General features: G+C 33.7%; 22 protein-coding genes. 11 read left to right on the top strand and 11 right to left on the bottom strand.

Going from position 1 to position 24,461, the window contains the following annotated elements:
* Window positions 1–8: 8 nt before the first annotated feature.
* The 4 genes from ACN0TY_RS05295 to hpt all read right to left on the bottom strand — a co-directional run bounded on the left by ACN0TY_RS05295 (window position 9) and on the right by hpt (window position 2,878).
* Window positions 9–536: a DUF4136 domain-containing protein gene (locus ACN0TY_RS05295; RefSeq protein WP_417443647.1), complete on the bottom strand. Its 528-nt coding sequence runs from the start codon at window positions 534–536 to the stop codon at window positions 9–11.
* Window positions 537–577: 41 nt separating this feature from the next.
* Window positions 578–1,591, bottom strand: coding sequence for a GTPase ObgE (obgE, locus tag ACN0TY_RS05290; RefSeq protein ID WP_236957979.1), 1,014 nt, complete (start codon window positions 1,589–1,591; stop codon window positions 578–580).
* A gap of 179 nt (window positions 1,592–1,770) precedes the next feature.
* Window positions 1,771–2,343: an adenylate kinase gene (locus ACN0TY_RS05285; protein ID WP_317207850.1), complete on the bottom strand. Its 573-nt coding sequence runs from the start codon at window positions 2,341–2,343 to the stop codon at window positions 1,771–1,773.
* 4 nt (window positions 2,344–2,347) lie between these two features.
* Complete coding sequence (gene hpt / locus ACN0TY_RS05280) at window positions 2,348–2,878, bottom strand: hypoxanthine phosphoribosyltransferase (protein ID WP_317207849.1); 531 nt, start codon at window positions 2,876–2,878, stop codon at window positions 2,348–2,350.
* Between the two features lie 376 nt (window positions 2,879–3,254).
* On the opposite strand from hpt, the gene ACN0TY_RS05275 reads away from it, so the two are divergent.
* The 7 genes from ACN0TY_RS05275 (at window position 3,255) to ACN0TY_RS05245 (ending at window position 10,910) form a co-directional block, all read left to right on the top strand.
* Window positions 3,255–4,409 carry a 5-(carboxyamino)imidazole ribonucleotide synthase gene (locus ACN0TY_RS05275; protein ID WP_417443646.1) on the top strand — a complete coding sequence of 385 codons (1,155 nt, stop codon included), beginning with the start codon at window positions 3,255–3,257 and terminating at the stop codon, window positions 4,407–4,409.
* 112 nt (window positions 4,410–4,521) lie between these two features.
* Window positions 4,522–5,007: a 5-(carboxyamino)imidazole ribonucleotide mutase gene (gene purE / locus ACN0TY_RS05270; protein WP_236957977.1), complete on the top strand. Its 486-nt coding sequence runs from the start codon at window positions 4,522–4,524 to the stop codon at window positions 5,005–5,007.
* 123 nt (window positions 5,008–5,130) lie between these two features.
* A complete protein-coding gene (locus ACN0TY_RS05265) occupies window positions 5,131–7,170 on the top strand; it encodes a M3 family metallopeptidase (protein WP_417443645.1) in 2,040 nt (679 codons plus the stop codon).
* A gap of 4 nt (window positions 7,171–7,174) precedes the next feature.
* Window positions 7,175–8,122, top strand: a complete 948-nt coding sequence (locus ACN0TY_RS05260; RefSeq protein WP_417443644.1) for a GSCFA domain-containing protein — start codon at window positions 7,175–7,177, stop codon at window positions 8,120–8,122.
* 1 nt (window position 8,123) lies between these two features.
* Entirely contained in the window at window positions 8,124–8,738 is a 615-nt protein-coding gene (locus ACN0TY_RS05255) for a DUF4230 domain-containing protein (RefSeq protein WP_417443643.1), read from the top strand.
* 15 nt (window positions 8,739–8,753) lie between these two features.
* Window positions 8,754–9,491, top strand: a complete 738-nt coding sequence (locus ACN0TY_RS05250; RefSeq protein ID WP_417443642.1) for a type II CAAX prenyl endopeptidase Rce1 family protein — start codon at window positions 8,754–8,756, stop codon at window positions 9,489–9,491.
* Window positions 9,492–9,581: 90 nt separating this feature from the next.
* Entirely contained in the window at window positions 9,582–10,910 is a 1,329-nt protein-coding gene (locus ACN0TY_RS05245) for a trehalase family glycosidase (RefSeq protein WP_417443641.1), read from the top strand.
* Window positions 10,911–11,033: 123 nt separating this feature from the next.
* On the opposite strand, the gene ACN0TY_RS05240 is transcribed toward ACN0TY_RS05245, so the two are convergent.
* From ACN0TY_RS05240 to ACN0TY_RS05220, 5 genes are all read right to left on the bottom strand, one after another.
* Entirely contained in the window at window positions 11,034–12,719 is a 1,686-nt protein-coding gene (locus ACN0TY_RS05240; protein ID WP_417443640.1) for an XAC2610-related protein, read from the bottom strand.
* Window positions 12,720–12,781: 62 nt separating this feature from the next.
* On the bottom strand, window positions 12,782–14,539 hold the full coding sequence (locus tag ACN0TY_RS05235; RefSeq protein WP_417443639.1) for an aromatic amino acid hydroxylase: 1,758 nt from the start codon (window positions 14,537–14,539) through the stop codon (window positions 12,782–12,784).
* A gap of 150 nt (window positions 14,540–14,689) precedes the next feature.
* Complete coding sequence (locus ACN0TY_RS05230) at window positions 14,690–15,253, bottom strand: DUF4136 domain-containing protein (RefSeq protein ID WP_236957969.1); 564 nt, start codon at window positions 15,251–15,253, stop codon at window positions 14,690–14,692.
* Window positions 15,254–15,326: 73 nt separating this feature from the next.
* Window positions 15,327–17,318: a urocanate hydratase gene (locus tag ACN0TY_RS05225; protein ID WP_417443638.1), complete on the bottom strand. Its 1,992-nt coding sequence runs from the start codon at window positions 17,316–17,318 to the stop codon at window positions 15,327–15,329.
* Between the two features lie 38 nt (window positions 17,319–17,356).
* A complete protein-coding gene (locus ACN0TY_RS05220; protein ID WP_417443637.1) occupies window positions 17,357–17,509 on the bottom strand; it encodes a DUF5522 domain-containing protein in 153 nt (50 codons plus the stop codon).
* Between the two features lie 132 nt (window positions 17,510–17,641).
* Between ACN0TY_RS05220 and ACN0TY_RS05215 the strand changes: the two genes are divergently transcribed.
* The 4 genes from ACN0TY_RS05215 to hemL are packed head-to-tail and all read left to right on the top strand — an operon-like array spanning window position 17,642 to window position 21,011.
* The gene (locus tag ACN0TY_RS05215) at window positions 17,642–17,968 is read left to right on the top strand and encodes a hypothetical protein (protein ID WP_236957966.1); all 327 of its coding nucleotides are present in this window, start codon (window positions 17,642–17,644) and stop codon (window positions 17,966–17,968) included.
* A gap of 43 nt (window positions 17,969–18,011) precedes the next feature.
* Window positions 18,012–18,908: a 1-aminocyclopropane-1-carboxylate deaminase/D-cysteine desulfhydrase gene (locus ACN0TY_RS05210; protein WP_417443636.1), complete on the top strand. Its 897-nt coding sequence runs from the start codon at window positions 18,012–18,014 to the stop codon at window positions 18,906–18,908.
* Window positions 18,905–19,717 (top strand): glucosaminidase domain-containing protein, encoded by an 813-nt coding sequence (locus ACN0TY_RS05205; RefSeq protein ID WP_417443635.1) that lies wholly within the window; start codon window positions 18,905–18,907, stop codon window positions 19,715–19,717. The genes ACN0TY_RS05210 and ACN0TY_RS05205 overlap by 4 nt, the downstream gene beginning before the upstream one ends.
* 10 nt (window positions 19,718–19,727) lie before the next feature.
* Entirely contained in the window at window positions 19,728–21,011 is a 1,284-nt protein-coding gene (hemL, locus tag ACN0TY_RS05200; RefSeq protein WP_236957963.1) for a glutamate-1-semialdehyde 2,1-aminomutase, read from the top strand.
* Window positions 21,012–21,127: 116 nt separating this feature from the next.
* On the opposite strand, the gene ACN0TY_RS05195 is transcribed toward hemL, so the two are convergent.
* Window positions 21,128–21,595, bottom strand: a complete 468-nt coding sequence (locus tag ACN0TY_RS05195) for a hypothetical protein (protein ID WP_417443634.1) — start codon at window positions 21,593–21,595, stop codon at window positions 21,128–21,130.
* A 170-nt stretch (window positions 21,596–21,765) separates the two neighbouring features.
* Window positions 21,766–24,381, bottom strand: a complete 2,616-nt coding sequence (gene alaS, locus ACN0TY_RS05190) for an alanine--tRNA ligase (RefSeq protein ID WP_417443699.1) — start codon at window positions 24,379–24,381, stop codon at window positions 21,766–21,768.
* Window positions 24,382–24,461 lie beyond the last annotated feature (80 nt).

The raw sequence follows: 24,461 nt of genomic DNA, 5'->3' as shown, positions 1-24,461 counted from the left end.
AAAACTGATTATTTCTGTTTCGGAGGATAGCTAGAAAATACTTTTTCCACAACCTCTTTTAGCTTTGCATTACGCATTTCTGGAGTCATTTGCTCTGAGACTGTACCTTCACTTACCGCTTGCCACACCAATTCATCTTCATCGGCATCTACAATATCAAAAATTATTTCACGATACGATTCGTTTCCTCCTAAAGGAACCCCAACAGAAACACCTCCGCCAATATTCCTGCCAGTTCCCCCAATTCCTATACCTACAGAGCTATTGCTTGGTTTCGGTCTATTTGAAGTTTTTATATTGATATAAATATCTGGTGTTGAAGAATATTTATAACCACGAGATTGCAACAAACTATCTATGTTACGAAACAATCTTTTGGTATCTAAATCACTTAAGCCACTTTCCATATTTGGAAAATAGTCATAACTTTTAAATTGAGAGAAATCAACCTTCTTGTCGTAATCATAAGCAACCTGCACGCTTGTACAAGAAAAAAGAAGTAAACAACAAAGAAGGCCTATATATTTGGGATACATAATGTTTATTTTTTGCTAAAATTAAGCAAAATAAATCATTATTAAGCATCCTCATTTTTATTCAACATATCCCAAAGTTTATCTTTAAGCGGTTGGATTCCCTGTTGGGCTACCGAAGAGATAAACATATACTCAACATCTACGAATATTTTATCAAGCTCAACTTTCATTTCCGCTTTTAACTCCTCATCCAACATATCAGACTTAGAAATCGCAACAAGTCGCTCTTTATCTAGCAGTTCTGGATTATACTTCTGCAATTCATTTAAAAGGATTTCATACTCCTTATAAATATCTTTTGCATCCGCAGGAATTAGAAAAAGCAATGTAGAATTACGTTCTATATGACGTAAAAAATAATGCCCCAAACCTTTTCCTTCCGCAGCTCCTTCAATAATACCAGGAATATCTGCCATTACAAAGGTTCTGTAGTCTCGATATTCTACAATCCCCAGATTAGGTTTTAATGTTGTAAACTCGTAGTTAGCAATTTTTGGTTTTGCTGAAGTAATTACAGAAAGTAGTGTAGATTTCCCAGCATTAGGAAATCCTACTAAACCAACATCAGCAAGAAGTTTTAATTCTAATAGAACCTCTACTTCCTCCCCTGGCATTCCAGGTTGAGCATAACGTGGCGTCTGATTGGTAGAAGATTTAAAGTGTGAATTTCCTAAACCTCCTTTACCTCCTTTGGCTACAACTTTTTCTTCTCCATCTTCGGTAATTTCAAACAATACTTCATTTGTTTCAGGGTCTTTAACCTGAGTTCCTAGAGGCACGCGCATATAAACATCTGCACCATCTGCTCCTGTACTTGTTTGCTTACTACCATGCTCGCCATGACCAGCTTGATAATGTCTTTTAAATTTAAAATGAAAAAGAGTCCATAGGTTTTTATCACCAATAATAATAACGTGACCTCCACGGCCTCCATCTCCTCCATCTGGCCCTCCAAAGGCTACATATTTTTCCCTGCGTAGGTGAGCAGAACCTTGCCCTCCTTTTCCAGATGTCACCTTAATCTTTACATAGTCTGTAAAATTTCCTTCTGTCATTTAAATATGTTTTTTATTGTTGAATAATTATTCTCTGAAAATCCTCCAACATTCTTTTTCAAAAAAATACGCTCCCATCATTCTTAAATTCAGAGAGCGCTTATTATTTATAAAGCTTTATAAACCCAATTAGAGTTTATTTTTGATGTAATAAATTATTTAAAAACAAATCAACCCGCTTAAAGAGTTGCAATAACTTTACTCAATCGCTCTGTTATGTCTTCAATAGTTCCAATTCCGTTTACGCTATGAAACTTATTTTGTTCTTTATAATACTCCATTAAAGGAGCTGTTTTTTCATTGTACTCATCAAAACGATTTCTAATTTTACTCTCGTCTTGATCATCGCTTCTTCCGCTTACTTTCCCACGCTCTAATAAACGTTTTATAAGCACTTCATCATCTGCTTCTAAAGCAATAGTAGCATGTATTTTCATGTCTTTCTCTTCCATCAAATGATCCAAAGCTTCTGCTTGAGCATTTGTTCTAGGAAAGCCATCAAAAATAAAACCACTAGCTTCTGGGTTTTTCTCCACTTCAGCTTTAAGCATATTAATGGTTACTTCATCGGGAACCAATTCCCCTTTGTCAATATAAGATTTTGCCAATGTACCTAATTCAGTACCATTTTTGATGTTGAATCTGAAAACATCGCCGGTAGATATATGCTTTAAGTTGTATTTCTCTTTTAAAAAATTAGCTTGTGTACCCTTACCTGCTCCTGGTTTTCCGAACAGCACTAAATTGATCATATAGTTATTCTTTTATTTTATATACTTCTGGTAAATTTCTTCCTAATTCATCATAATCAAGCCCATAACCCACAATAAACTTGTCTGGAATTTCAATTCCAACATAATCAATATTATACTCACCACTATATATTTCTGGCTTGTAAAACATTGATGCAATTTTAAACCTCTTCACATTTATTCTTGAAAATATCGACACTAATTCTTTCACCGTATTTCCTGTATCGATAACGTCCTCTAAAATTACAACACTACGATTTTCTACTGTATCAGGAACATCAATAAGTGTTTTCACAATTCCTGTTGAAGACATCCCTTGATAAGAACTCATTTTCACAAATGAAATCTCACAGTCTTGGTCGTATTTCTTAATAAAATCAGAAGCAAACATAAAAGCTCCATTAAGAACACATATAAAAATAGGTGTCTCATCCTTAAAGTCCGCCTTTACCTTTTCTACCATTTTTTTAATGGCTGCATCTATTTCTTCAGCAGAAATAAAAGGTTCAAAATATTTATCGTGAAGCTTAATCAATTCTAAAAAATTTTAAAGAGGCAAAGATACCATTTAGATTTTTGTTTTCCTTTAAATTTAGTCGTTTTCGGCAATAAATAAGCAATTTTCACAAAAAAAACCTCCTTTTGTACGTTAACAAACAAATAGTTAGTTTCAAATTGCTCTAATTTTTACGCTACAAACAAGGCAACCTCCCTTTAAACTAATTATTAATTTTGAATCTATTTATGCTGAAGGCTAAAAGTATTCCAATTGATTTCCTTTTGAATAGATAAATAGTCATCCTCAACTTTGATTTATTATGTAGATTTCATATTTAGCCATACTTTTGCAAAATCAAATTGTAGTATTTGCAATTGGAAGCAGAAACATTCAGTTTTAAAAAAATTACAACATGAACTATTTTTCATCTGATTTTAAACTCGGTATTTTAGGCGGAGGTCAACTTGGTAAAATGATGCTTTATGAAACTCGTAAGTACGATATTCAAACTCTTGTGCTCGACCCAAGTAATGAAGCTCCATGTAAAATTGCATGTAATGAGTTTTTTCAAGGGGATTTAATGGATTATGATACCGTTTATGAATTCGGTAAAAAAGTTGATGTGCTTACTTTTGAAATTGAAAATGTAAACGTTGATGCCCTTCAGCAGTTAGAAAAAGAAGGGATTACTGTTTATCCATCTGCAAAAACCCTTAAGACTATAAACAATAAGGCAACGCAAAAATTATTTTATATAGATCACAATATTCCAACCGCAGAATTTGCTCGCTTTGCTTATTCTGATGAAATGGAGAATGCTATAAAAAATGAGTCGTTATCCTTTCCTTTTGTATGGAAAAGTGCTCGTTTTGGTTATGACGGACAAGGGGTAAAAGTAATTCGATCTTTTGCTGATATAGAAGGATTACCAAATGGTGAATGCATTGCCGAAAAGATGATTCCTTTTAAAAATGAGTTGGCTGTTATTGTTGCTCGTGATCCTCATGGAAATGTAAAAACATATCCAGTTGTAGAGATGGAATTTCATCCAGAAGCCAATCAGGTTGAATATGTAATCTGCCCAGCAAGAATTGATAAAAAGGTAGCTGATAAAGCTCAAGAAATTGCTTTAAAAGTTTCTGAAGCATACGAACATGTTGGACTTCTTGCAGTAGAGATGTTCCAAACTGAGGATGACAAAATTCTTGTAAACGAAGTAGCTCCAAGACCACACAATAGCGGTCATTATAGCATTGAAGCCAGCTACACCAATCAATTTGAACAACAAATCCGTGCTATTCTAGGTCTTCCTTTAGGAAATACAGAAAGTAAGGTTGCTGGAATAATGGTAAATTTAGTTGGTGATGAAAATTATACTGGTGCCGTTGTCTATAAGAATATTGAAAAAATAATGGCGATGGAAGGCGTAACACCACATATTTACGGGAAACGTGAAACACGTCCATTCCGAAAAATGGGACACGTAACTATTGTAAATGAAGATGTGGCTAAAGCAAGAGTTATTGCGGAAGAAGTAAAGAAAAGTATTAAGGTAATAAGCGAATAATATATTTTTGATACCCTGTTTAAACTTTATAATCTAGCTACTTTTAGTTTAGCTAATTATAATATTAAAACAGAAATCAAGAGTATTTTTAATAATTTCATATAACAAAAGCATGGCAAAAGTAGCAGTTATTATGGGAAGCACAAGCGACCTCCCAGTAATGCAAGACGCAATAGACGTTTTAAAAGAATTAGGAGTTGAAGTAACTGTAGATATTGTTTCTGCGCACCGTACGCCAGAAAAAATGTACGAATTTGGAAAAAATGCACATAAAAATGGTATTTCTGCAATTATTGCAGGTGCTGGTGGTGCTGCACATCTTCCAGGAATGGTGGCTTCTCTATCGCCTCTTCCTGTAATTGGAGTTCCTGTAAAAAGTAGTAATTCTATCGACGGATGGGATTCTGTGCTTTCCATCTTGCAAATGCCTGGCGGTGTTCCTGTAGCTACGGTTGCATTAAATGGCGCAAAGAATGCAGGTATTTTAGCTGCTCAGATTATAGGATCCGCAGATTTATCTATTCAAGATAAGATTGTCGCTTATAAAGAATCTTTAAAAGAGAAAGTTATTAAAGGTGCAGAAAGTGTAAAACAATAAAGCACTAATAAAAACACTACATTATAAAAAGCGCTTAAAAATGTTAATCATTCTTTAAGCGCTTTCTCTATTCTAGAGAAAGTTTCTTACTTTGTAATTCAATTACATTATAAAAAATAAAACATGGCAAATTTGCTTACACATACATTTAATACCCCTTATCAAACAGCACCCTTTTCTTCTATTAAAAATGAAGATTTCCTTCCTGCAATTAAAGAGGAGATAAAAAAAACAAAAGAAGAAATTGATGCTATAACAGCAGATAAAAATGCTCCTGATTTTCAAAATACAATTGAAGCTTTGGAATTTTCGGGAGCTCAATTGGACAGAATTACATCAATCTTTTTTAATCTTAATAGCGCAGAAACTAATGATGAGATTCAGAAATTAGCACAAGAAATATCTCCGCTATTATCAGAATTTGGAAATGACATCCGTTTAAACGAAGCTCTTTTTAAAAGAGTAAAATCAGTTTGGGACAATAGAGAAAATCTTTCGCTAAATAAAGAACAGAAAATGCTTTTAGAGAAAAACTACAAAAGTTTTTCTAGAAATGGAGCTAATCTCCCTGAAGATAAAAAAGAAATTTTAAGAGATATCGATAAGAAATTATCGCAACTGAGCTTAAAATTTGGAGAGAATGTTCTTGCAGAGACTAATGCGTTTGAACTTCATATAACGGACAAAGAAGAATTAAAAGGGCTTCCAGAAAGTGCTTTAGAAGCTGCTGCCGATGAAGCAAAATCTCGTGAAAAAGAAGGGTGGGTTTTTACATTAAATTATCCTAGTTACATTCCTTTAATGACTTATGCAGAAAACCGTGAGTTGCGTAAAAAAATGTCGCTTGCCTTTGGAAGTAGAGCTTTTCAAGGAAATGAACACGACAATCGTGAGCATGTAAAACAAATTGTTCGTTTGCGCCAACAGAGAGCAGAATTATTAGGCTATAAAACTCATGCTCATTTTATTTTGGAAGAGCGCATGGCAAAAACACCAGAAAAAGTAAATTCCTTTTTAGAAGAACTTTTAGAGAAAGCAAAGCCTGCTGCTGAAAGAGAATTTAAGCAACTAGAAAGTTTTGCTAAAGAAGAAAATAACCTTGATAAACTTCAAAAATGGGATAGTGCTTTTTATACTGAAAAATTAAAGCAAAAGCTTTTTAACTTAGATGATGAAAAGCTAAAACCATACTTTAAATTGGAGAATGTTATCGGTGGTGTTTTTACTATTGCAGAAAGATTATATGGTTTACAATTCGAAGAAACTCAAGAGATCGATAAATACCATAAAGATGTAAAAACGTATAAAGTATTGGATGAAAATGGTGAATTAACTGCTATTTTTTATGCCGATTTCCACCCTCGCCCAGGAAAAAGAAATGGCGCTTGGATGACTGTTTACAAATCGCAATGGCAGAGAAATGGAGACAATTCTAGACCACATATTTCTATTGTATGTAACTTCACCAAACCAACTGGATCAAAACCATCTTTATTAACTTTTAACGAGGTGACCACGTTATTCCATGAATTTGGACATGCATTACATGGCATGCTAGCTAATACAACATATCCAAGCTTGAGCGGAACGAGTGTGTATTGGGATTTTGTAGAATTACCGAGTCAGGTGTTAGAAAACTGGTGTTATGAAAAAGAAGCGCTTGAAATTTTTGCTAGACACTACGAAACTAATGAAGTGATTCCGATGGAATATGTAGAAAAAATAAAAGAATCTGCCACTTTTATGGAGGGGATGCAAACCCTACGCCAATTAAGTTTCGGAATGCTAGATATGAGCTGGCACGGTATTGACCCTAGCAATATTGAGGATGTAAAAACTCATGAAAATAAAGTTTTTGAGATTACAAGCCTGTATCCAGAGACTCCAGAAACATGTATGAGCACCGCATTTTCTCATATTTTCCAAGGAGGATATTCTGCAGGATATTACAGCTATAAATGGGCAGAAGTTTTAGATGCCGATGCTTTTGAGTTCTTTAAAGAAAAAGGAATTTTTAGCAAAGAAGTAGCGCGTAAGTTTAAAGACAATGTACTTTCTCAAGGAGGAACAGACAATCCTATGGAATTATACAAACGCTTTAGAGGAAAAGAGCCACAACCAGATGCGCTTTTAAGGAGAGCTGGACTTATTGAAAAGAAATAATTACATGAAACTACAAACTCAGATCCCATTAAAGCCACAGAAAGACGCTATAGATTATAAGGCTAAAGTGTTTTTAATGGGGTCTTGTTTTGTGGAAAACATAGGAAGTAAACTCGATTATTATAAATTCGAATCGCTTATAAATCCATTTGGAATAATTTTTCATCCGAAAGCGATAGAAAATTTAATTACTAGAGTTGTTAGCAATAACAAATTTACAGAAGAAGACATATTTTTCTTTAATGAGCGTTGGCATTGCTTTGAAGTACATTCTATATTAAGCAACCCTTCCAAAGAGAATATATTAAACGACCTCAACTCCCTTTTAAAGAATACTCATACATTTCTTAAACAAGCATCGCATATTATTTTCACGCTTGGAACTGCTTGGGGGTATCGCTATGAAAAATCAAAAAAATTAGTTGCCAATTGCCATAAAGTTCCTCAAAAAAACTTTACTAAAGAACTTCTTGGAGTAACTGAAATTGAAGATAGCCTAGAAAGAATTATTAGTCTTTTGAAAGAGTTAAACACCAAAGCAACAGTTGTATTTACGGTCTCCCCTGTTCGGCATTTAAAAGATGGTTTTATAGAGAATCAGCGAAGCAAATCGCACTTAATAACTGCAATTCATCAAACAATAGCGCGAGAGAATTCTATTGCCTACTTTCCGTCTTACGAGATTATGATGGACGAACTACGCGATTATCGCTTTTATGCGGAAGACATGATTCACCCCAACAATACAGCGATTAACTATATTTGGAATAAGTTTCAGCAGACTTGGATTTCTAATGCTTCTGAAAGCACAATGAAAGAAGTTGAAAAAATTCAAAGTGGATTATCGCATCGTCCTTTTAATCCTGAAAGTGAAGAATTTAAAAAGTTTCAGGAAAAGCTTCAACAGAAAATTATGTATCTTTCAGAAAAACATCCACATATAAAATTCTAATATGCGAAAGGTTCTTTTCGGAATTATCATCACCTTACTCATTTTATGGACGTATCAACTTTACAAAAGGTATGACGAACGCTCTAAGTACCTAAAAGAGAACACTGCTTTAATTCAGCAAGAGATAAAAAATGTAAGCAAGTTGGTTGTTACGGAAGGACATTTCTCTCAAGTTTTTAATTACAAACAGTCAGAAAAAATATTTGCTAATTTATTAACTACTGAAAAAAAAGCATTGGTTGTAGTAAACGCAGATGTAACGGTTGCCTACGATCTTAGCAAGATAAATTTCAATGTAGATCAAGAAAATAAAACCCTTTTTATTACTGACATTCCTGAGCCTGAAATTAAAATTAATCCAGATTTAAAATACTACGACATTTCTGGAGATTATTTAAATCCGTTTAATGCGAACGATTTTAATAAAATTAAAAATCAGGTGAATATAGCTATCGGAAAAAGAGTTGATAATTCTAATCTAAAAAGCAATGCAGAAAACCGATTGATGAGCGAATTATCGAGGTTTTATGTGCTAACAAATACATTGGGTTGGAAGTTAGTTTATAATAAAGAGGTGATAAATACTCCCGAAGAATTACAGACGATAAAGAATTAAATAGAAGATTTCTAAATGGAAAACAATACGGAAGTCTCAGATTCTATCGCTTCAGAAAGTTTATTTCTTAATCTTTGGAATTTTATTAAAGATCCTAATCTTAAAAAAGAACACGGAAAGAGCTTTTTTGTAATAATAAAAGAATTAGCAGCATTGTATGCTATTAAAATGATTTTAGCTTTTACAGTTTTAATCTTTTTAAGTCTTGTTCTCACTATAAAAAATGATTCCATTCAGGAATTAATAGCAACGCATTCTAAAACAGAAATATTTTTTCTTATCGTTCTATTTGGCCCTTTGGTTGAAGAGCTTATTTTTAGATTATCGTTAAGATACAATCCATTATTTTTATCAACCTCCATAAGCTTTTTCTCTTATTATATTTTAAGAGTATTACGCTCTAAAATCTCCTTTATAGATGATAGCAATTCTATATACATTTCCATTGGGATAAGTCTTATTATTGGAGTTATATTCTATTTTATTATCCGTAAAACAGCTATTGAAAAATATTGGAAGCTACACTTTAAATGGATTTATTACGCCTCTGTAGTACTGTTTGCATTCCTTCATGTTTTTAATTATGAATTATCGAACTCCGATCTATTTTTCATCCCACTTATTGTTTTTCCTCAATTCTTAGACGGAATAGTTTTAGGATATATTCGTATTAAAAATGGATTTTGGTATAGCGTCCTTTTTCACTCATTCAATAATTTTGTTGTATTCTTTATTACCATTTTATTCAGATAAATACTATCCCACATTTTAATTTAACTCAACTAACTTTTTTATAAAGAGTTTATTTTCTATTTTACATCGAATTTAATTCAATAATAAGAAATGGAAAAAAGCTCGGGAATTTCAAAAAAGATAATAGCATCCCTTTGGAACGAATTAACAGTTACTACGGATAAAAATGGGTATTTAAATCTGTTTAAAGACACGAAAGTAAAAGACAAAACCAATACTATATATATAGAAGAAAATGACAATTTTGCCTATGATTTCTATAAAAAAGAATCTCAAGAGACAGAATTGAACTTTCATGTTGAAAAAATGCCTATCAATCCTACAGCTTCATTTGTAGCTTCGGTTAAAAACAAACCAGGTATTGTAGGTTCTGTATTAGTTAATAATGATAAAGGTGTTAGCGGAACTCCATATATTTCTCTTGGTGGCCCTTACACAGAGCTTGATGTATCGGCTTCATATTTTCATATCCTAGCATTAGTTGAAGAAGGGAACTTCACACTTGCTAAGCAAATATTGAGCAATATTTCTTACATGATTGGACATGTACATACACTAAAAGCAACCAATAGAAGCTACCACCAACACATTCCTGCTTTGCCTCTTTACACTTCTATGGTAAGAGCTATTGCAGAACGTATGGAAAGTGAAGAAGAACGCAGAAACTTCCTGAAAATTCATATCCAACGTTCTATTTTAGAATATGACCGTAGGTGGCAAACTATTGAATGCTTATGTGAAACTAGCCACTTAAACACTTACCCTAATATTGATTCTGCAGACAAGCAATCGTTAAGTTTCTCACTTCAATTACCGCATGTTATTGAAGTACGCCTAAATATGATGTTATATAAAACAGAAATGGATATAGCCCATTTTATAGAAGCTCATACCGAAAAAGGATTGGTTACAGTTGAAGATATTGAACATACGCCAGAAAAATGGAGAGCTAAAGCTAGACAGAGAAAAGAAGAAATGGATCGTTATCTATGGAACGATGAAAAACAATCTTATTGTGATTATGATGAATATAAGAATGAATATTTGAATCCTGGAAGGGCAGATAATATTTATGCTTTATGGGCAAAAGCTGTAGATGAGAATCGTGCTGATGTAATTGTTAAGAAATTAGAAAAAGAGCATCTTAGTAAAAACGGATTGCATTATGATCTTAATAGCTTTATTGTAAAAGCTCCTGAGCAGATTATTTATCTATTAGGACTTAAAAACTTTGCATATCGAAGTCTATTAGAAAAAGAATCAGAAAAATGGAATAAAATGATTGAAACAGCATTCCATAAGAGTGAAATTATAGCGTTTTCGTATAATATTGAAACTGGAACTCCTATTAGCGACGGAAAAGATAAGGTTTTTGGTTGGACGCTAGCGTCTTATATTATTGCTAATAGCTTAAAATAAAAATCAGAAGAAATTAATAATAGTTTCTTTTATGAAACTCCATTTATAGGGTCTATAATAAATGTGAATATAAGCTGTTTTGTGTTAATGCTTGTCATATTAGCTATTAATATGGCAAGCATTTTATTTTATAATTTGCTCTCTAATCCAGCTTAAAAATTCGTTCTTAAAGTCGTCCTTATTCCACACTTTACCTTTTGCAATATCATCACTTTTTTTAACGACGGCACTATTCTGTGTTTTCTGATAATGGATAGAAATTTTATCATTTGAATTTGTACTCCAATAAGTTTCTTTGTACAAAATCTCACCTTTGTCCCCTATTCTTATAATTCGTGCACTGTAATTATTATTTCCTGTACTAGAAGTATAAATAGCAGATCTGTTATCTTTATCTATTAATATATATGGCGCCATTGAAGGGCCTGTAAAAGCAGGAGTCTTAATAAAAGTATTTGTTTCCGGCTGATATAGATAAACAGCATAGGTTGTATTTCTATTAAGATCAAAACCTTCTGGAAAACTAAGGTCTGTATAACCATCAAAATTAATATCAAAATCTGCTACATCGTAATTTTGCTCAGATAAACTCCCAATATTCATTGGCTTTTTAATCGGAGAAAGAGGAGCTTCGAAAACAAAAGTGGTATCTTCTATTCTAATCATATCTCTTTTAGAGACAGATACCTCCACTTTAGTAGGATTGGCATTTGTCTTTCTTGTATACCTAACTGAATAACGCCATTTTGCATGCATCTGGTTTATTTCAAAAGGCTTGCTATACACAAAAAAAGTAGTGTCTATTAAAGACTCATAATACTGAGGATAACTATATTCAAGGTCAAAAGAATCTATCGTTTTTAAAGAGAAGCTAAAGTCTTTATTATAGCTATAATTTTTTATTACTGAATCTACTTTATAAGCCACCACATGCTCAGAATTTTTATCTTGTTCTTCTGAAATTTCATATGCTTTAAAAACAGAATCGTTTACAAAAACGCTGCTATATTTTTTATGTTTCCCATCTACCTTCTCTTCTCCACTTAAAGTGATATTAGTAAGCACCCTTTTAGGGTTTCTTATTATCAATTTTTCAAGAATGCGCGTACTATCCACAAAATAAAACGTATTAAGAGCGGTAGCATCTTGTAAATCTAGCAAACCATTAGAACGATATATATTTGCGCCTCTCGCTAAAGTATCCAAGATAGAGTCGCCCTTTATCAATCGATCTTTTCTGATGGTAAAAAACTTATCTGCATCATCGATATTGAAATTAAATGTTTTCTTCGGCAATAAATCAAAATAGAAATTTGCTGTTCGTGTAGCTTTTCTTATGGATACTGGTGTAGATTTAAAATCAATATCATAAGCACTAAAGCTATTATTAGTTACGTTGTGAGTATAAATTTTATAGCTATTATCTGCTGTTTTATCAATCCTAAAAACGCTTCCATCAATTCTAGAAGTTATTGTTTTATTATCTTTTATAACAGCTGTTTGCTTAAACTCTTCAAGTTTACCAGATTTTTTTGCCTTCCCATAAAGATTCATCACCAAAAAAACGGAATCTATTGGTCTCTTTATTTTCGCTTTATAATAAATAGAATCTTCAGTAGAAAGATTATTATTCTTTACCCTCAACATATCTTTTATACGTTGCTCATCAGAAATTACACGCTGACGCTTTTGAGAAAGTCTTAGAGAGTCTGCTTCCGTAGTAAGCCTCGTCTTATGTGTATCATCATCTTTACAAGCAACATTTGCTAATAGAAAGATAAATCCGAGAATAAATAAGTATTTTTTCAAACTAAATGACAATTGAATTTGGGTAAAAATATAAAATCTTTTTTACAGCGTCCATTATTATATTACTTCACTAAGGCTTCATCCACTAAAGAAATACCATCATCAATAAGATGCCCTACTTTAGGACGATCTCTTTTTACTTTTTCTAAATGCTGAAGAATTTCCGTAGCAAAATCATCATCCCCATTTGTCTTAGCGAGCTCATAAAGTTCTACAGAAAGTAACCAATCTTCAGGATAAAACCCTTGTAATTGTTCGAACACTTTATGTCTCGAGATTGTTTTATTTTTCCCATCTCTATATTCTCTAACCTGAAGATATAAAGCCTCAAGCTTCTTAGTCTCCTCACTTTTAACCTGCTTCTTAGTTTCCTCCGTCTGACGATGAGTTATTAAATCGAAACTATTTATATCAGCTGGCCCACTATAGGCAGAAATCGCTTCCTTTCCTACAGCAAGATTATAAACACCCCATGAAGGTTCAAATAAAACCTCATCTTCATATTTAACAGTACAATTATCAAAACTGATGAGTATAATTTTACCCATTAGATTTCGAGTTCCAGTAATAATAGTTCCAGAAACGGTAACACCACCTTCAAACTCTAAAACCACATTATGCCCTTCATAAATATTATAAGCCTTTAGGTCGCGAGGACTCATATCTTCTATAGCCAAATTGATCCCTTTTAATTTACCAATAGGGCTTCCAAAACCTTGAGGATGTTGCTTTATTCCGTGCCCCACCAGCTCTTTATCACGATAAGAAAGCGCGGTTTCACTACTTGTTTGAAAGTAAATTGGTTTTCCTTCATACTCAATCACCTCAGAAAAAACACCAGAGATTTGAATTCCAGTACTCAGTTCCACAGTTCCTAATGCATTAGAGTTTATAAGCTTTTCGAATCCTGATAAACCTCCTTTTCGAAGCGCCATTTTATTAGCAAATTCTTCTAAAATCAAACTTAAATAAGCAAAATCAGGAGTAATAAAAAGTTGTGGCTGTGGCTTTGTAATATCAAAATCTTGATATGTAGCTTGAATATTATAAGGCACTTTTTTTACTTCATTTGTCATACACCATTTACTTTCTCCAATGGAAGACAATAATCCAGCTCCATAGATTTTTGGTGCATCAAAAGTTCCTATTAAACCATATTCTACTGTCCACCAGTGTAAATTTCTAATCAAAGACATTTCGCTTGGCTCTCCCATATCCTGCTGAAGTTCTTCCACACGTTTTTCAGCTTCCTCAATTTCGGCAATGGGAACTCCATCGGCTTCTTTTACTATTGATAAATGACGAATAGCCTCATACATTTCGTAATCTTTAGCGCTAGAAATGGCTTTACAACCAATTTCTCCAAAACGTCTTAAATATTCTGCATACTCTGGATTTGCAATAATGGGAGCATGTCCAGCTCCTTCATGGATAATATCTGGCGCAGGTGTATATTCTATATTGTCTAATTGACGAATATCTGATGCGATTACCAGCACATTATAAGCCTGAAATTCCATAAAAGCATTTGGCGGTATAAATCCATCTACGGCAACTGCTGCCCATCCAATGTCTTGAAGGATACGATTCATACCATACATACTAGGAATCTGATCTATGGAAATTCCAGTTTTCTGCAATCCCTCAACATACGATCTATGTGCTACCTTACTCAAGTAGTCTACATTTTTTCGCATTACATATCGCCACACCGCTTGATTAATTGGAGTATAATCATCATAGTTTTGAGGCTTTATGAATTGCTTTAGATGTTTTGGTAAACGATCTAATAAAGGATTGCTTTGATAACCGGTTTGCATAGGCTTAAATTTTATGATTTAAAAATACAAAACCTAGCGATAACCGTTATCTTAAATTATTTTAAAGTTTAACGATTAAGCTCATTCTATAAATTTTAAACATAAAAAAAGCCACATAAATGTGGCTTTTAAATAATATCTGGTGTGTTTTTATTGTCCGTTATCTACAGCAGCTACTTGAGTAGTAATTGGAGGAAATTGCTCTAGAATCTCTTTTACAAACATAGTGATACGCTCTTCCTTTTTAGCCATATCTCCGCTTGTTACTAGGCTTCCAGTTCCTTTACCTTGCCAAACAAGTTCTTTCTTTTCTGCATCAATCATATCTATATAAAGAGAACCTTCAGTTTCTGTAGAAACAGAGTTATATCCTCCTCCCCAATAAGGGTATCCGTAATAACCCCATCCCCAACCAACATTGTTGTATACGCTTACACGGTCAACTTCTTTGGTAAAGATACTTACAAGTACATCTGGATTTGCAGATAATACATAACCCCTATTCTGTAATTCATATTGAATAGAGCGTAAAATTCTTTTTTTATCCAAGTCAGAGATTCCTGCCTTATCGATTCCAGGTTTATAAAATGCAAAAGTTTTGTATTTCGAAAAATCTACATGCCTATCATAATCAGTTGCTACGCTCACTGAAGAGCAAGCCCCCATTAGTAAGGCAACCAGTAACATTCCAGAGAAGAGTTTAATTGTTTTCATTTTATTTCGCTTTAAAGTTTATCGTTTATTATAAATTCCTCCGACTACTAAGTGGAGTAATATCATTTAACTATTATAGCAAATCTTCGTCTACAAAATTCGGTAAAGTCACTTTTAAATCTGGCTCTACTTGCATGGCTCTTTTTATGGCAAATACTGCTTCTTCATTTCTTGCCCAGCTTCTTCTTGCAATACCATTATTCACATCCCAAAACAGCATGGACTGCAAACGTTTATCCGCTTCTATACTACCATCAAGAACCATACCAAAACCTCCATTAATAACTTCACCCCAGCCAACACCGCCGCCATTATGGATACTTACCCAACTAGCACCTCTAAAACTATCTCCAATAACATTATGTATAGCCATGTCTGTGGTAAAGCTCGATCCATCATAAATATTAGAAGTTTCTCGATATGGAGAATCTGTTCCACTAACATCATGATGATCTCTTCCTAATATTACAAAACCAATTTTATTTTCTTCAATCGCCTTATTAAAAGCTTTTGCAATTTTAATCCTACCCTCTGCATCGGCATATAAAATCCTAGCCTGAGAACCTACTACAAGTTTATTTTCTTGTGCAGATTTAATCCATTGGATATTATCTTCTAATTGTTTCTGAATTTCTTCTGGCGCTGTTTCTTTAATCTCTTCTAAAACTTGACAAGCAATAGCGTCTGTCTTCTTTAAATCTTCAGGATCTCCACTAGCGCAAACCCATCTAAAAGGACCAAAACCATAATCAAAACACATAGGTCCCATAATATCTTGGACATAACTAGGATACTTAAAATCAATTCCATTAGAAGCCATTACATCTGCTCCTGCACGAGAAGCCTCTAATAAAAATGCGTTTCCATAATCAAAAAAGTATGTCCCTTTGTCCGTATGTTTATTTACTGCCGCCGCATGACGACGTAAACTTTCTTGTACTTTTTCTTTAAAAGCTTCAGCATTGTTTGCCATTAGCGCTTGCGATTCTCCCAACGTTAATCCCACAGGATAATATCCCCCTGCCCACGGATTATGCAACGAAGTCTGATCGGAACCTAAATCTACATGTATATTCTCGACATCAAATTTCTCCCAAACCTCTACTACATTTCCTTCATATGCTATAGAAACAGTCTCTTTAGCTGCTTGCGCCTTCTTTACTCTTGCAGTTAACTCCCCCAAATCAGAAACAACCTCATCAACCCAACCTTGGGAATGTCTTGTTGCAATAGCTTTTGGATTTACTTCAGCACAAACAGTAATACAACCCGCTATATTCCCCGCTTTTGGCTGCGCTCCACTCATACCTCCTAATCCTGAAGTTACAAAAACACCTCCCTCTGGAGATTTTTTAATCTTACGGAAACCATTTAACACTGTTATAGTTGTTCCATGAACAATTCCCTGCGGACCGATATACATATAACTTCCCGCTGTCATCTGTCCATATTGAGTAACACCAAGTGCATTGAATTTTTCCCAATCGTCTTGACTGGAATAATTAGGAATCATCATTCCATTCGTAACAACAACTCTAGGCGCATTTCTGTTTGAAGGAAATAGCCCCATTGGGTGTCCGCTGTACATAACCAGGGTTTGCTCATCATTCATTTCAGCGAGATATTTCATAGTTAGGCGATATTGCGCCCAATTCTGAAAAACAGCTCCATTCCCTCCGTAAGTAATCAATTCATGTGGATGCTGTGCTACTTTTGGGTCGAGATTATTCATAATCATCAACATAATTGCGGCAGCATGCTTAGACTTTGCAGGATATTGATTTATTGGCCTAGCATACATTTCGTAATCAGGACGAAAACGATACATATAAATCCGTCCATATAAATCCAACTCCTCTTTAAATTCTTCAATCAACTCTGCATGAAAACTCTTATCAAAATATCGTAAAGCATTCTTAAGTGCTAATTTCTTCTCTTCAGCAGTTAAAATATCTTTTCGCTTTGGAGCATGATTTACATGCTCATCATATTCCTTTTTAATAGGAAGACTCGCTGGAATCCCTTCTAAGATCTGATTTTCAAAAGTATTCTGTGTATCAATCATCAAATTATTTTTTTATAAAATTGACTTTAGCCAATTCGCTATTTTCTTTTCTTATTAAATCCATATGGGCAATGTCTGCAACCATTTTCGCAACAATACCCTCGCTTTAAATGATATTGTTCTGTAAAAACGCGATAGCCTTCAGGAGACAAATAATAATCGCCTTCTTCAGGCTTTAATATTTTTTTCATTTTTATATCTGCTTCTAAGGAGTTCTTTTTTATAAATCAGCTTAAAAACTAGGCTAATAAACTTTTATAACTATAAATCCTTATATCTTTACAAAGATAACAGAAAACTACGGCTCTACTAAAAGCTGATTTATGATTCTAATTTTTAAATACATTTTTCCAAAAAGATATGTTGGCCTTACGCTCTGGCCGATAATTATTTTAAAGGAAAACAACCTACGCCAAGACGAAGTATTGATTAACCACGAACGGATTCATTTAAAGCAACAATTAGAATTACTGATTATCCCTTTCTATATCTGGTATACTTTTGAATGGATTATTGGTATTATAAAGTTTAGAAATTTCAATGAAGCTTATAGAAACATAAGCTTTGAAAAAGAGGCCTATCAAAACGAGCGAAACCTAAACTATCTAAACAAGCGCTCTATTTGGGGCTTTTTACATTACCTAAAGTAATTGTTATTTTTATCTTTGCAGCACCACAAATAAACATGCTATTTTGCATAATCAAGAGATTGTTTTAAAAGACACTATAAAAGCTTCCGTTCGATTATTCATCAAACGCGAAGACTTGATTCATCCTTTTATCTCAGGAAATAAATTCCGGAAATTAAAATATAATATTTCAGAAGCAGAAAAATTAAAGCACCATACGCTTTTAACTTTTGGAGGTGCTTTTTCTAATCATATTGCTGCTACTGCCTATGCAGGATTTGAAAATGGATTAAAAACGATTGGTGTTATTAGAGGTGAAGAACTCGCTGATAAAACCGAAAAAAATACTACCCTTACTTTTGCTGAAAAACACGGCATGATATTCAAATATGTAAGTCGTTCTGATTATAGAGAAAAAGAAGACCCCATTTTTATAAATAAATTAAAAGAGGAGTTTGGAGACTTTTTTTTAGTCCCCGAAGGAGGAACAAATAACTTGGCCGTAAAGGGGTGTGAAGAAATTCTAGAAGGCGAAGATTTTAACTTCGACTATATCTGTACAGCTGTAGGAACTGGAGGTACTATTTCTGGACTCATTAATTGTTCACAAGTTCGTCAACAAGTTTTGGGGTTTCCTGCGCTGAAAGGCAACTTTTTACAAACAGAAATTCGTAAATTTGCGAATCAAGATAACTGGAACCTACAAACTGATTATCATTTTGGCGGATATGCTAAAATTAATCAGGAGTTGATTCATTTTATAAATGAATTTAAAGATGAGACTGGCATTCCTCTCGATCCTGTTTATACAGGAAAAATGATGTTTGGAATACTAAACTTAATTAAAGAAGGTTATTTTAAGGAGCACACAAAAATATTAGCCATTCATACTGGAGGATTGCAAGGTATTTCAGGAATGAACGAACGCTTAAAACAAAAGAATTTACCCCTAATAAAATGATTATAAAACGCCTCATTTTTGCATTTCTTATTGTCTTTTTAGTGAGTTGCGGAGCTAAAAAAAAAGCAGCAGCCAGCAAAAAAGACCCTAGAAAACAACCTACAACCAATACCCAGAATAATACCAACGGAAGCTACAATGCCACAGATACGGAAACGTTACAATCAACATCGAGAACTACGGTTTACACGGCCACTGTAGATGAGTATATCGATGTTTTTAGTCCGATTGCTGAGCGCCAAATGCGGAACTATGGAATTCCGGCTAGTATAATTTTAGCGCAAGGAATTTTAGAAAGTGGTGCCGGAAAAGGAGAATTGGTACGAAAAGCCAACAACCATTTCGGCATAAAATGCCACAGTGGATGGACAGGAGAGAGAGCTTATCATGATGATGATGCAAGAGGAGAATGTTTTAGAAAATATAAGTACCCCGAGCTTTCATATCAAGATCACTCTGAATTTCTTACCACCCGAAGTCGGTATGCGTTTTTGTTCGATTTAGATAAAGACGATTATCGTGCTTGGGCAAAAGGACTCCGTAAAGCTGGCTATGCAACAGACAGAAGATATCCTGAAAAACTAATCAGTTTGATAGATAAATATGGTCTTTATAAATATGATGCGGTAGTTTTAGGAACAAATCCTGCAAAGATGAAGCAAGTTGCAGAAATGACCTACAAAGTAAAAAAGGGAGATACCTTGTATTCAATATCGAAACGTTATAATGTTTCTGTTGATGCTATAAAACGAAAAAATGGATTAAGAGATAATAATATTAAAATAGGACAAATATTATATCTAAATTAAAATAGAAAACATGTTATATAAAAGAAGTAGTGCACTTTTTACGGAAGCTAAAAAATATATTCCTGGTGGAGTAAATTCTCCTGTTAGAGCCTTTAATGCTGTAGGTGGAGATCCAATATTTGTTAAGCAGGCGAAAGGAGCATATCTATATGATGCGGATGGAAATAAATTAATTGATTATATAGCATCTTGGGGACCAATGATTTTAGGTCATGCTTTTCAACCAGTTGTAAATGCTGTTATTAGAAAAACAAAATTAGGAACTTCTTTTGGGATGCCAACACAAATAGAAACTGAAATTGCTAAACTAGCTGTTTCTATGGTTCCTAATGTTGATAAAATTCGATTTGTAAATAGTGGTACAGAAGCTTGTATGAGTGCTGTTAGACTTGCAAGAGGTTTTACTGGAAAAGACAAAATCATCAAATTTGCAGGTTGTTACCATGGGCATTCAGATTCTTTTCTGATACAAGCAGGAAGTGGTGCTGTAACATTTGGAAGTCCAAATAGCCCTGGTGTTACCCAAGGAACTGCAAAAGATACTCTACTTGCCAATTACAACGACTTAGAGAGCGTAAAAGCTCTTATCGATGCTAATAAAAATGAAATTTCAGCAATCATTATTGAACCTGTTGCCGGAAACATGGGATGTATTGTTCCTAAAAAAGGATTCTTAGAAGGCTTAAGAAAACTATGTGACGACAATAAAATATTATTAATTTTTGATGAAGTAATGACTGGTTTCCGCCTTGCCCAAGGAGGAGCACAAGAGTTACTAAGCGTAAGAGCAGACATTGTTACTTTTGGAAAAGTAATTGGTGGCGGACTTCCTGTTGGTGCTTTTGCCGCTAGAAATGAAATTATGAATCATCTAGCGCCAATTGGTCCAGTTTATCAAGCGGGAACTTTAAGCGGAAATCCACTTGCAATGGCCGCTGGATTAACAATGCTTCAAACATTATTTGAGCATGAAGACATCTATAAAAAACTAGCAGATAAGACAGCTTATTTACATATCGGTCTTGAAAAAGCTCTTGAAGAAACAGATCTTACTTATACTATAAACAGGCTAGGATCTATGATTTCTGTTCATTTTACAGATGAAGTTTATGATTTTAAAACTTCTGTAAAAGGAAATAACGATTACTTTAAAAAGTTTTTCCACGGAATGCTAAAAGAGGGAATTTATTTACCTCCAAGTGCTTTTGAAAGTTGGTTCTTAAACGACGCTCTTACATATGAAGATTTAGATAAAACTATTGAAGCTGCAGCCAAAGTAGTTAAAACACTCTAAATTAAAGTGTCCTTATATAAATAGTGGTGAACACAAAATCATTACAATAAAAAATCCCCGAGAATTCATATCGAAATTCTCGGGGATTTTAGCTATAAACTTAACCAACCAACTTATTATTTTCTAGCAGCCATTCTATGTTCACGTTTACCGTGTTTGTTATGCTGACTTCTTTTCCACATTTTATATTGATCTTCATTTAAGATATTTTTCATTTTAGTTTGAACAGCTAATTGCTCATCCAATCTATTTTTCATCATCTCATAACGCTCTTCTGAACTTGGCTTCTCACCTTTCTCTTTTTTATCTTTAAAAGTCTCCATCTTAGCTTTATGCTTCGTAGCCATATCTTTATTTAAACTGAAGATATCCTTTTGTTGTGCATCTGAAAGATCTAATTCTAATGCCATTTTTTTAGTTTTTAACTCCGCAATTTGATCAGGGGTTAAATCTTTATACATATCTTTAAAATCTTCTCTTTTCTCTTTTCTATCCTCATTTCTATTTTCTCTTCCTCCTCTTTCTTGTGCAAATGAAGTTGCTGTAATTAATACTAGCGCTAATAAACCTATTGTCTTTTTCATTTTATTAATTTTTAAAATTATTATACTACTAAGACTTCATTACAGAAATAAGGTTTAATTGTTATGAATATTTTAACTAAACTCAGTAATAAAAAAAGCACCAGAATATACCATAAAAAAACTCCCAAACATTGTTGCTTGGGAGTTTTTAATTAAAATTTATTCTTAAATTATCCTATAAAATCTTTTGCTTTTAATAATGCCTCAGGAATTCCTGCAGGGTTTTTACCTCCTGCAGTTGCAAAGAAAGGCTGACCACCGCCACCACCTTGAATAAGTTTTCCAAGCTCACGAACTACTTGTCCTGCATTTAAATCTTTTTCTTTTACAATCTCTTTAGAAACATAGCATGTAAGCATTACTTTTCCTTCATTTTCTGAAGCAAATAATAAAAATAAGTTTTTAAACTCACTCCCAAGCTCAAAAGAGAGGTCTTTAATACTCCCCTGATCTAAATCTACTTTCTTAGCTAAGAACCGAACACCATTTATCTCCTCTAACTCAGCTTTCAGCTCCCCTTTAAGACCTTTTGCTTTATCTTTTAACAGCTGTTCAATTTGCTTTTTCATTGCAGCATTTTCCTCTTGAAGCACTGTTACAGCCTTTATAGGATCTGCACTATTATTTTTTAATAATGCTTTTACTTGCTTGAAAGCTTCTGTTTGATTTGCAAAATATTCTTTTGCGGCATCAAAAGTAATTGCTTCTATTCTTCGAACACCTGCTGCAACGGCACTTTCATTTGTAATTATAAAGTGCCAAATATCACTGGTATTGGCTACATGCGTACCTCCACAAAGCTCCATGCTTTCTCCAAACTTTACAGCACGAACTAAGTCTCCATATTTCTCTCCAAACAAAGCAACAGCTCCTTGATCTATAGCTTCTTGGTACGGCATATGTCTATTTTCTTGCAATGGCAATTGTTCGCGAATTCTTGCATTTACAAAATCTTCAATATGTGTGAGCTCTTCAGAAGTAACTTTTGCAAAGTGGGAAAAATCAAAACGCAAGTAACCACTATGAACCATACTCCCTTTTTGCTCCACATGAGCTCCTAATACACTACGCAATGCTTGGTGTAACAAATGCGTTGCTGTATGATTAGCAGCAGATCGACTACGTTGCTTTTCATCTACAACCGCTCTAAAAGGATCGTTTATATTCTTAGGTAAATTCTTAGAGAAATGTATAATTAGATTATTCTCCTTTTTAGTATCAATAATATAAATAACATCGCCGTTAGCAGATTCTAAATATCCTTTATCTCCAACTTGACCTCCTCCTTCAGCATAAAAAGGTGTAATATTAAAGACCAATTGATAAAGTTCTCCGTCTTTTTTACTTTCTACTTTTCGGTAGCGTGTAATTCGTACTTGTGTTTCTAGTGTGTCGTAGCCTACAAATTCTTCAACTGGATCATCAATTAAAACTTCCCAATCTCCAGTTTCTATTTTTGTAGCGGCTCTAGATCTATTCTTTTGTTTTTCTAATTCCTCTTGAAATCCTTTTTCATCCAACTTAAATCCTTTCTCTTGAAGAATAAGTGCTGTTAAATCGATTGGAAAACCATAAGTATCGTATAACTCAAAAGCTTTACTTCCCGAAATCGTCTTATCAGAATTAGAAGCTATAATATTATCCAATAGCACTAAACCTTGTGCTAATGTTCTCAAGAAAGAATTTTCTTCTTCTCTTATTACATTGATAATAATATTCTTCTCTTTCTGCAATTCAGGGAAAAATTCTTGTAATTGCTTAATTAAAGTATCTACTAGTTTATAGATAAATGGTTCCTTCTGATCTAAAAAAGTAAATCCGTAGCGAATTGCTCTTCGTAAAATTCTACGAATTACATATCCAGCTCCTGTATTACTAGGTAATTGACCGTCTGCTATTGAAAAGGCTACTGCACGAACATGATCTGCAATCACGCGAATTGCAATATCTATTTCTTCAGTCTTACCATATTTAGAATTGGTAATTGTTTCTATTTCTCTAATCAGAGGTGTAAATACATCCGTATCATAGTTACTCTTTTTATCTTGCAACACCATACACAAACGCTCAAATCCTAATCCAGTATCTACGTGTTGTGCTGGCAATTTTTCTAGAGATCCATTAGCTTTTCGGTTAAATTCCATAAAAACCAGATTCCAGATTTCAACCACTTGTGGATGATCTTGGTTTACTAAATCTGCACCAGGAGTCTTTGCCTTATCTTCTGCAGAGCGAATATCAACATGAATTTCTGATGAAGGTCCACAAGGCCCTTGATCTCCCATTTCCCAAAAATTATCCTTTTTATTACCAAGAATAATTCTGTCTTCTGGCACAATCTCTTTCCAAAGGTCATATGCTTCTTGATCTATTGGTAGCCCTTCTGCTTCAGCACCCTCAAAAACGGTGATATAAAGAATATCTTTATCAATTTTATATACTTCCGTAAGTAATTCCCATGCCCAGTTAATGGCTTCTTTTTTGAAATAATCTCCAAAACTCCAATTCCCCAACATTTCAAACATAGTATGGTGGTAAGTATCTTTACCTACTTCCTCCAAATCGTTATGTTTTCCACTTACACGAAGGCATTTTTGAGTATCAGTAGCTCGCTTATTTTTTGGCACTTTATTACCTAAAAAATATTCTTTAAACTGATTCATTCCGGCATTCGTAAACATAAGTGTTGGATCATCCTTAACTACCATTGGTGCTGAGGAAACGATCTCATGATTCTTATCTTCAAAAAACTGCAGAAACTGCTTTCTTATCTCTCTGGAATTCATCATAAACTCTTAACTTTTTCTAAAAATTACACTAACTGATAAAACAATTTATATATTTGTTTGTTACACAAATGAGCGAC

It is taken from the genome of Joostella sp. (assembly GCF_048266025.1).
Lineage (GTDB): Bacteria > Bacteroidota > Bacteroidia > Flavobacteriales > Flavobacteriaceae > Galbibacter > Galbibacter atrarenae.
The sequence above is the reverse complement of the archived record's forward strand: the minus strand, read 5'-3'. Positions and strand labels throughout refer to the sequence as shown.